The sequence below is a fragment of the Streptomyces milbemycinicus genome (assembly GCF_002154605.1).
Taxonomy (GTDB): Bacteria; Actinomycetota; Actinomycetes; order Streptomycetales; family Streptomycetaceae; genus Streptomyces; species Streptomyces milbemycinicus.
On the sequence record NZ_MUNE01001016.1, the window covers coordinates 1 to 6,968 of the forward strand.

Sequence of the window (6,968 nt, forward strand, 5' to 3'; positions counted from 1 at the left end):
CCGCTCCCCCACCTCCCACCACCAGCGAGGGCAAAGGCGGGCCGCCGAAGGTGGACGACGAGCTGGTCCGGGCGCTGTACGCGCCGCTGAGCCGACTGCTCAAGGCGGAGCTGCGGCTGGAGCGCGAGCGAGCCGGTTTTCTGATCAACACCAGGCACTGACAAGTGCGGAGAGAAGGGAGACGGCGTGGCCGTTACCGATGACCCGGCGGTCAGCGTCTGCTTCGTCGTCACTGTCGACGGTATCGAGCTCGGCTCGTTCAACACCTGCGAGGGCCTGGGCTGTGAAGTGGTGCTGGAACAGCGCGAGGAGGGCGGCAACAACACCCACCTCTGGCAGCTGCCGACCCGCCTCAAATACCCCAACATCAAGCTGTCCCGGCCGCTGACCCGCGACACCGAGAAGGTGGCCAAGTGGTTCGCGAGCATGACCACCGGCATCCGCCGCAGGACCGCGCATATCGAGGCGCGTACGGGCGACGGCCGCAAGGTGGCCCAATGGGGGCTGCTGGAGGTCGTGCCGGTGCGCTGGACCGGGCCCTCGTTCAACCCGGAGTCCCCCAAGGTGGCGATCGAGACCATTGAGATCGCGCACCACGGCTATGTCATGGAGCCGGAGTCATGAGTTCACCCGTGGCATTCAGCGCGGCGGGCGGGGCCGCCGCAGCCAAAGGGGCCAAAGGGGCCAAAGGGGGCGGCGGGACTCGGCCCAAGCTGGAGCACGCGTATCTGGAGTTGCGCACCCCGCCACCCGGCGGCGGGCTGACCCCGGGCGGCCCCTGCGGACGTATCGACTTCCAGTTCAACCCCAAAGAGCTGAGCCTGACCAAGGCCGCGGCGTGGAAACGCACTCCCGCCAAGGGCGCGAAGAGCGCCGGGCCGCCGGAGTACCAGGGGCCGCAGCCCAGCAAGCTGACGGTCGAGATGTTCTTCGACGCGAGCGACACCCAGGACACCAGCGTCGTGACCTCCGTGGAGCAGTTGTTCACCTGCTGCGTACCGACCAATGAGACCCGGCAGCAGCAGCGCTCCTCGCCACCGTGGGTGGTGTTCCACTGGGGCGGGCTGACCGGGTTTCCCGGCTATGTGAGCCAAGTGCAGGCGAAGTACACCCTGTTCACCACCTCCGGTGTGCCGATCCGGGCGGTGTGCCAGGTGACGATGGAGGAGATCACCGGGGACACCCCGGGCCAGAACCCGACGTCGGGCGCCCTGCACGCCCGCCGTGTTCACCGGGTGCGCGCCGGTGACACGCTGCCGCTGCTGGCCTGGCGGGAGTACGGCGATCCGGCCGCCTGGCGGGTGATCGCGGAGGCGAACGGGATCGACGATCCGATGCGCCTGGCCAACGGCCGTGAGCTGCTGCTTCCCGCCCTCGATGAGCTGGAGCGTCTTGAAGCCACCGCCCAGGAGCAGGGCCGGAGCGCCGGCCACGACAGGCGACGGTGAGGTCGGCATGGTCAATCAGAGTGTGGCGAAGTCCCTGGTCGTGGAGTTCGGCGGCCGTCCACTCCCGCCCGCCCTCGCCAACACCCTCGTCGAGGGGTACGTGGACGACAGCCGCACCCTGCCCGATCTGTTCGTGCTCCGCTTCCGCGACCCCAGCCGGGTGCTGCTCGAGCAGGCGGGGCTGACCATCGGCACCGAGGTACGGCTGCTGGCCGGCGCGGGCGGCGGTCCGTCGCCGCGCCCGCTGCTGTCGGGAAACGTCACCGCGCTGGAGGTGGAGATCGACGACACCGGCACCTTCACCGTGGTCCGTGGCCTGGACGAGTCGCACCGCCTCTTCCGGGGCCGCCGGGTCGCGAGCTACCAGAACATGACGCTGTCCGACATCTGCACCAGCGTCGCCCGGCGGGCCGGGCTGCGCCCGGGAAAGATGGATGTCGCGGGCCCGGTGCTGGAACACGTGGCGCAGCCGAACATCAGCGACTGGGAGTTCATCCGCGCGCTGGCCGAGGAGGCGGGCGCGCAGGCATATGTGACGGAAGGCCAGTTGCACATCGCCAAGCCGACCGAGGCGGGTGGCGCCCCGGATGTGTCGGCGCGCGCCGCCCGCGAGCCGCTGGTGCTGGAGATGGGCGACAATCTGCTGCGCTGCCGGGCCGGAGTGTCCGCCGCCGAGCAGGTGTCGGCGGTGGAGGTGCGTGGCTGGGACGTACGGGCCAAAGAGCCGCTGGTGGGGCGGGCCGACGCGGGTAAGGCGGCGACACTGGACCTGGGCCTGACGGCGGCGGAGGTGGCACAGCCCTTCGGCGAGGCGAGTTTCGTGGTCTCCGACGCCCCGTACGGCAGCCAGGCCCAGGTGGACCAGGCGGCCAAGGCGCTGGCGGCGCGTATCGCGGGGTCGTTCGCCGAGCTGGAGGCGGTGATCCGGGGCAATCCGGAGGTACGGGCGGGCGGCGCGGTCACGCTGGCCGGGGTGGGCAAACCCTTCGAGGGCCGCTATACGGTCACCTCCTCGCGGCATGTCTTCGACCCGGTGCGCGGTTACGAGACCTGGGTGACGGTCTCCGGGCAGCAGGAGCGCTCGCTGTTCGGGCTGACGGGCGGCGGCTCCGGCGGGGGTACGGACACCGGTGCGCGGTGTTCGGGGCTGGCCAATGGCACGGTCACCGACACCAAGGACCCGGAGGGTCTGGGCCGGGTCAAGGTGCGTTTTCCGTGGCTGTCGGACGAATACGCCAGCGACTGGGCGCGGACCGCACAGGCGGGCGGGACGGCGGGCGGCGAGGCGTTCATCCCCGAGGTGGGCGACGAGGTGCTGGTCGGGTTCGAGCAGGGGCATCTGGACCGGCCGTATGTGCTCGCCGGTCTGTACAACGGCAAGGACAAGCCGGGGCAAGGGGGGCAGGGAGGCCCAGGCCGGCCGCAAGGTCTCGGCCCCGGCCAGGCACAGGGCCAGGGCCAGGGCCAGGGGGGCGGACAGGACGCGGAGGCGGTCGACCCCACCAGCGGGGCGGTCAACAAACGCGCCTTCGGCTCGCGCGGCGGCAACAAACTGGAACTGCTCGACGCCGCGAACGGCCCGCAGGGGGTGCGGCTGGTCACCGGCGACGGAAAACTCAAGATCAATCTCGATCGCCAGGGCACCACCATCGTGGTGCACAGCGACGGCAAGGTCGAGATCGAGGCCAAGGAGCAGGTCTCCATCAAGGCGGGCAGCGGGGTGACCCTGGAGGCCGGCAAGGGCCCGCTCGAGCTGGGCGGCGACTCGGTGAAGCTGACGGCCCGCAACGGAGTGGCGGTGGACGGCGGCAGCGGCCAGGTGAAGCTGTCCACCGGCGGCACGGTGGAGGTGCAGGGCGCCCAAGTCGCGGTGGGCAGCACCAACCGCACCGAGATCAAGGGCGGCAACTCCCTCTCCGTCAACGCGCCCCTGGTACGGATCAACTGACCACCCGGAAGAGCAACAGGACACGGCACACCAGCCCACCGGAACGGACCGACCAGCACAGTCAGGGGGCACCACACATGCCAGCAGCCGCACGCGTCGGCGATCCCACCGGCCACCCCGGCGTGGTCGGCCCGCCCGGCGAGCCCACCGTGCTCATCGGCGGCCGGCCCGCGGCCACCGTGGGCACCCCCCACCAGTGCAGTGCGCCCGCCGCCCATCCGCCGTCCCAGATCGCGCCGCCCGGCAGCGCCACCGTCCTGATCGGCGGACAGCCCGCGGCCCGCGTGGGCGATACGGCGGGCTGCGGCTCGCCCATCACCGCCGGGTGCCCGAGCGTACAGATCGGCGGGTGACCGGGCATGGGCCAGCAGTTCATCGGCGCGGGCTGGGCGTTCCCGCCCCGTACGGACGCCACCGGCAGCATCGCGCTGGTCCGCGACGAGCGGGAGCTCGAGGAGTCGATCCGGCTGATCCTCGCCACCTCCCCCGGCGAACGGCCGATGCGGCCGGAGTTCGGCTGCGCCCTGGGCGACTACGTGTTCGCGCCCGCCGACGCCGGTACGGCCGGACAGCTGGCCTACGAGGTGCGGCTGGCCCTGGAGCGGTGGGAGCCGCGCATCGAAGTGGCCGAGGTCGCCGTCCGGTTCGACGAGGCGGACCAGGGAGTGCTGTACATCGACATCAGCTACGCGGTGCGCGGCGCCAACGACCCCCGCAACCTCGTGTTCCCGTTCTACGTGATCCCGCACACCGAGGAGCGCGCATGACCAGCGAGGAGGGCACATGACGCTCCCCACCCCGAACCTGGACGACCGGCGCTTCCAGAGCCTGGTGGACGAGGCCAAGCGGCTGGTGCAGCAGCGCTGCCCGGAGTGGACCGACCACAACGTCTCCGATCCCGGCGTCACCCTGATCGAGGCGTTCGCCACCATGGTCGACCAGCTCGTCTACCGGCTGAACCGGGTGCCGGACAAGAACTACCTGGCCTTCCTCGACCTGATCGGAGTGCGGCTGTATCCACCGACCGCGGCGCACACCGACGCCACCTTCTGGCTCTCCGCCCCGCAGCCGGAACCGGTGCGCATCAGGGCCGGTACGGAGATCGCCACGGTGCGCACCGAAACCGAGGAGGCGGTGGTCTTCACCACCAGCCGGGACCTTTCGGTGGTGCCGTGCGCGCTGACCCACCTCGCCACCTGGCCGGCCTCCGGCAACGCCGCCGACCGCTCGGAGGAGCTGGCGCTGGGCCGTGACGTACCGTGCTTCGGCCCGACCCCCGTTCCAGGGGACAGCCTCTACATCGGGCTGTCCGATCCGGTGCCCGGCTGCGCGGTGGTGCTGCGTCTTGACTGCCGGGTGGACGGGGTGGGCGTCGACCCGCGCCGCCCGCCGCTGCTGTGGGAGGCGTGGGACGGCAACGCCTGGGTGGCATGCGAGGTGGAGAAGGACGACACCGGCGGGTTCAACAAGGCGGGGGAGGTCATCCTGCATGTGCCCGCCACCCACACCGGCTCGGTGCTGGTACGGCAGTCCGCGGGCTGGCTGCGCTGCCGGCTGCTGCAGGCCGCGCCGGACCAGCCCACATATGTGGCATCCCCGACGGTACGTCAGGCCGGCGCGTTCACCATCGGCGGCACGGTGGAAGCCGAGCACTCCGAGAAGGTCGTGGAGGAAGTCCTCGGGCTGTCCGAGGGGGTGCCGGGGCAGAGTTTCCAGGTCGCCCGGCCGCCCGTGGTGGCGGGCGAGGAGCCGTTCGTGGTCGAGGTGGCGGAGGGCCCCGGCTGGCTGGAGTGGACCCGGGTGGACAGTTTCGCGCACTCCACCCCGTACGACCGGCACATCACCGTGGACCCCAACTCCGGCCAGGTGGACTTCGGCCCGGCGGTCCGGGAGGCCGATGGCACCCTGCGGCTGTTCGGCGCGGTGCCGCCCAAGGGGTGTCCGGTACGGGTACGCGCCTACCGCACCGGCGGCGGGCGGCGCGGCAATGTGTCGCGCGGTGCGCTGCGGGTGCTGCGCAGCTCACTGCCGTACGTGGCGCGGGTGGCGAACCGGCGGCCGGCGCTGGGCGGGGTGGACGGCGAGACCGTCGAGGACGCCCGGGTGCGCGGGCCGATGACACTGCGCACCCTGCACCGGGCCGTGGTACCGCACGACTACGAGCAACTGGCCCGCGAGTTCGCGCCGGACGCGGCCCGGGTGGCCTGCGTACCGGCGGGCGAGTACCGGGCCGAGGGCGGCACGGACGGGGCGCGGACGGACGGGGCGCAGACGGGCGGGGCGCAGACGGGCGGGGTGCGGCTGCTGGTGGTGCCGACGGGCCGCGACGACGAGCAGGGCCGGATCCGGTTCGAGGACCTGATCCCACCGCCGGCCACCCTGGCCAGGCTGGCCGACCATCTGGAGGAGCGGCGCCCGATCGGGGCCCAGCTGTCCGTCGAACCGCCCTACTACCAGGGCGTCACGGTGGTCGCCACCGTATCGCCCAGCCGCGGGACAGCCGCCGACCGGCTCCGCGACAAGGCCCTGACCGCGCTGTACGGCTACTTCAACCCGCTAACCGGCGGCCCGGACGGACAGGGCTGGCCGTTCGGGCGGCCGGTCCACTCCGGTGAGGTGTTCGCGGTGCTCCAGCAGGTGCCCGGGGTGGATCTGGTCGAGGACGTACGGCTGTTCCCGGCGGACCCGGTGACGGGACAGCGCGGCGAGGCGACCAACAAGATCGAACTCGACGGACACGCGCTGGTGTTCAGCTATGAACACCAGCTCCGGGTACGGGAGGCCTGAGTGCGCGGACCACTTCCCGGGCTGCCCACCGCCCACCCCCTGCTCCACCAGCTGCCGGCGGTCTATCACGGCGAGGAGTTCCTCGAACGCTTCCTGAGCGCTCTGGACGAGGTGCTGGCACCGGTGCTGCTCACGCTCGACAACCTGCCCGCGCATCTGCATCCGCGCACCGCCCCCGAGGACCTGCTGGCCTGGCTGGCGCAGTGGGTGGCGGTGGAGGTGGACCAGGACCGACCGGTCAATCAGCGGCGGGCGGTGGTGGCCACCGCCGTGACCCGCCACCGTCAGCGGGGCACCCGGCAGGGGCTGGCGGCGGCGGTGCGGGTGGAGACCGGTATCGAGCCGGAGATCAGTGAGAGCGGCGGCACATCGTGGTCCTCCGAGCCCGGGGCGGCGCTGCCCGGTTCGGCCCGGCCGTGGGTGACGGTACGGCTGCGGGTGCCCGATCCGGAGCAGTTCGACCGGACGCGGGTGGAGAAGCTGGTCGCGGCGGAGGTTCCGGCGCACGTTCCGTACCGGGTGGAGATCGTGGCCGCGACGGAGGGGGCGGGGCCGTCATGATCTGCCCCGAGTGCGGACATCGCAATGCGGCGGGGGCGCAGTTCTGTGCCTCGTGCCAGTCGTTCTTGGAGTGGGAGCGGGAGGGGGCGGCGCCGGAGCCGACCGCTGCCCCTCGACGGCCCGGAGATCCGCTGGACGGCCCGCCCGACGCGGGCCCGGACCACCAACGTCCGGAGTCCTCGACCGCTCCGGCCACCCCGGCGACCCCCGCCACGCCGCCGGTG

At 72.1% G+C, this 6,968-nt stretch carries 7 protein-coding genes and 1 pseudogene; all 8 read left to right on the top strand.

Annotated elements, in window-relative coordinates:
* The first annotated feature begins 186 nt into the window (after window positions 1-186).
* Window positions 187-624 carry a phage tail protein gene (locus CCN51_RS50465; RefSeq protein ID WP_014181553.1) on the top strand — a complete coding sequence of 146 codons (438 nt, stop codon included), beginning with the start codon at window positions 187-189 and terminating at the stop codon, window positions 622-624.
* Window positions 621-1,448: a CIS tube protein gene (locus CCN51_RS50470; RefSeq protein WP_055414061.1), complete on the top strand. Its 828-nt coding sequence runs from the start codon at window positions 621-623 to the stop codon at window positions 1,446-1,448. Before CCN51_RS50465 ends, CCN51_RS50470 begins: the two co-directional genes overlap by 4 nt.
* A gap of 7 nt (window positions 1,449-1,455) precedes the next feature.
* The gene (locus tag CCN51_RS50475) at window positions 1,456-3,396 is read left to right on the top strand and encodes a VgrG-related protein (protein WP_014181551.1); all 1,941 of its coding nucleotides are present in this window, start codon (window positions 1,456-1,458) and stop codon (window positions 3,394-3,396) included.
* A gap of 77 nt (window positions 3,397-3,473) precedes the next feature.
* On the top strand, window positions 3,474-3,749 hold the full coding sequence (locus CCN51_RS50480; protein ID WP_014181550.1) for a PAAR domain-containing protein: 276 nt from the start codon (window positions 3,474-3,476) through the stop codon (window positions 3,747-3,749).
* A 6-nt stretch (window positions 3,750-3,755) separates the two neighbouring features.
* Complete coding sequence (locus CCN51_RS50485; protein WP_014181549.1) at window positions 3,756-4,163, top strand: GPW/gp25 family protein; 408 nt, start codon at window positions 3,756-3,758, stop codon at window positions 4,161-4,163.
* Window positions 4,164-4,179: 16 nt separating this feature from the next.
* Window positions 4,180-6,183, top strand: a complete 2,004-nt coding sequence (locus CCN51_RS50490) for a putative baseplate assembly protein (protein WP_014181548.1) — start codon at window positions 4,180-4,182, stop codon at window positions 6,181-6,183.
* The gene (locus CCN51_RS50495; RefSeq protein ID WP_014181547.1) at window positions 6,184-6,744 is read left to right on the top strand and encodes a phage tail protein; all 561 of its coding nucleotides are present in this window, start codon (window positions 6,184-6,186) and stop codon (window positions 6,742-6,744) included.
* A pseudogene (locus CCN51_RS56780) lies at window positions 6,741-6,968 on the top strand (zinc ribbon domain-containing protein); the annotation flags it as partial. The gene CCN51_RS50495 and the pseudogene CCN51_RS56780, both read left to right, overlap by 4 nt.